Below are 2,121 nucleotides of genomic sequence, written 5' to 3'. Positions count from 1 at the left end.
GAGTGGGGGCGGGCTGCTCCTGGGGACCGCAGCCGGCGCCTCCCACGAGCGTGAGTCCGAGCACCGACGACACGAGCCAGTTCTGCATCTGCATGGAGAATGTACTTTCGTTGAAGGACGCCTGAAGACAGGCGCTTCGCGCGGCCGCGCCAGCGAAGAGGGGCGAGTTGGGGGGAACGGCGGCCACCGGGCTCTGCCACTGACGACACGCCGTCGCGCGCGGCAGGAACCCCGGTCTGCCCTCCATACGTAGGGCCCGCGAAAAGCTGGTTGCGCGGCCCTCCCGATTTTTCGGGAGCCGCGCGACGGTCAGGGCCTGCCTCCCGCGTCCGCTCTCACCGCTTCTTCGTCCAGGAGCGGAGCTTCGGGCATTCGACGACCGTGGCCATCCTCTCCTCCATCAGGTTTTCGTAGATGGCGATGCCATTCATCACGTTGACCTGGGCCAGCGTCTCGAGGCCTCGGCGCATGCGCGAGTCCATGCGCGCGCGACGCTCCGACAGGAAGCGCATGACGGCGGCGCTCCACTCCTCGTTTGACGGAGGACGGTCGGCGTCTCCCAGCGCGGAGAGTGCACCGCAGAGGGCGGTGTAGTCCTCACGCAGGTGAGTGAGTGCCGCCTTCCGTTCGGAGTCCGTGCTCCGGAAGCGTGCCCACACCTCCACGCGCACCAGCTCGTTCTTCTCCCCCGGGAAGGTCGGAAAGGACCAGTCCGCCACGATGCTCTCGGCGCAGCGGGTGTCGAGGTAGAGCGAACGCACGCCGAAGAACTCCGCGTTCCCGTCTTCCTTGCGGACCTTGCCCTCCGGAGTCAGGGTGAAGCGCAATTGGACGCGGTCATCCGTTCCCGGCACATCGCTCCAGAGCTGGTACTCCGGCTGACCGCGTGCGGCGCCTGCCGCGGGGCGCAGGGTGACGAGGCGCAAGCAGGACGCCAGTGTCTGGCGTTGGCCATCGAAGGCGCGGCGCACGGCCTCGGGCGAAAGGCCCGGCGTGGTCTCTACCCGCTCGGCGGGGGAGACCTCCGCGGCCTGCGCGGAGAAGAGGGCGGACATGAGCACGAGCAGCAAGGCGAGGCGGTGACAATCCAGGAGCCGAGGCATGGTTCACACCATACCCAGAGGGATTCTCCCTGCACACCTAGCCCCCCTGGCGCACGCGCCGCCTGCGCCAGGCCGTGTACGAGGCCACCAGTGCTCCAGCCAGCGCTCCCGCGAGCGCGCCCAAAAGCCTGCGTGGCACCGGCCCCGGCGCCGTCGTCTCTTCCAGCCGGAACGTCTCCAGCGACGCCCGCACGCGCGGCTCCACTTCCTCCCAGCGCACCGCCGGCGCGCTCACCGTCACCACCGCATGCCGGCCCTCCGACGCCAGTCCCGCCACCAGCACCGTGCGCACCTGCCCCGCCTCGCGCAGCGTGCCCAGCACCTCCACGCGCGGCACCGCGCCGCCCAACCGCTCCACGCGCTCGGGCGACAGCGTCAGCCCCAGCTCGCGCTGGAAGTGCTGCATCACCGCCGCGGCGAAGTCGTCCCGCTCCGACGGGCTCGCGGAGAAGCCCCGCTCCACCACCGACACCAGCAGTGTGGCCGCCTCCGGGCCCTCTCCATCCGCCAGCGCCGCGGACAGCGCGCGCGGCGCGTCCGCCTCCAGCGTCACCGCCCCGGCGCGCGAGCCCGCGTACTGCTCCCAGCGCACCATGTGGAAGCCCTCGGGCGGGCGGAACTGATAGCCGTCCCGGCGCAGCTCCGTCCCGAGCGCGCCCGACAGCACCAGCAGTCCCACGGCGAGGGTCGAAGAGGACACGGCGCCGCAGCATAGGCGGCTTCGGCGCCCACGCTCACGGGCCCCGCGTCTCCTGCCCGGCCTCCAGGCGCCAGGGCCCGCACCTTCGTTGTGACATCCCCGGACGTCACGGGTAACCTCCTCAGCCTGATGACCCCTGCAGCCCGGGCCGACATGGAGGCACGCGCCGACCGCGCCCTGCGCCGGAGCGAACTCGCGGAAGCGCTCGGCCTCTACGAGACGCTCGTCCGGGCCTTCCCCGACGACTCCGCGCTCGCCCTCAAGCTCTCCAACCTGCGCGACTCGCTCCAGCCCACCGAGCTCCAGGCCCTCCAGGCC

The 2,121-nt window shown here is 71.4% G+C and carries 2 protein-coding genes; both read right to left on the bottom strand.

The window, feature by feature from the left end; all coding sequences use genetic code 11:
- Positions 1-335: 335 nt before the first annotated feature.
- Complete coding sequence (locus HG543_RS53285; protein ID WP_246357952.1) at positions 336-1,103, bottom strand: hypothetical protein; 768 nt, start codon at positions 1,101-1,103, stop codon at positions 336-338.
- Between the two features lie 37 nt (positions 1,104-1,140).
- On the bottom strand, positions 1,141-1,803 hold the full coding sequence (locus HG543_RS53280) for a hypothetical protein (RefSeq protein WP_169352623.1): 663 nt from the start codon (positions 1,801-1,803) through the stop codon (positions 1,141-1,143).
- Positions 1,804-2,121: the final 318 nt, after the last annotated feature.

Origin of the sequence: Pyxidicoccus fallax, from assembly GCF_012933655.1 — a bacterium.
In the GTDB taxonomy this organism is placed as follows: domain Bacteria; phylum Myxococcota; class Myxococcia; order Myxococcales; family Myxococcaceae; genus Myxococcus; species Myxococcus fallax.
This window is presented reverse-complemented; position numbering and strand designations above follow the sequence as displayed.

Excerpts from the sequence above, each read along its gene's own strand:
- HG543_RS53285 (WP_246357952.1), bottom strand. The coding sequence starts at position 1,103 with ATGCCTCGGCTCCTGGATTGTCACCGCCTCGCCTTGCTGCTCGTGCTC.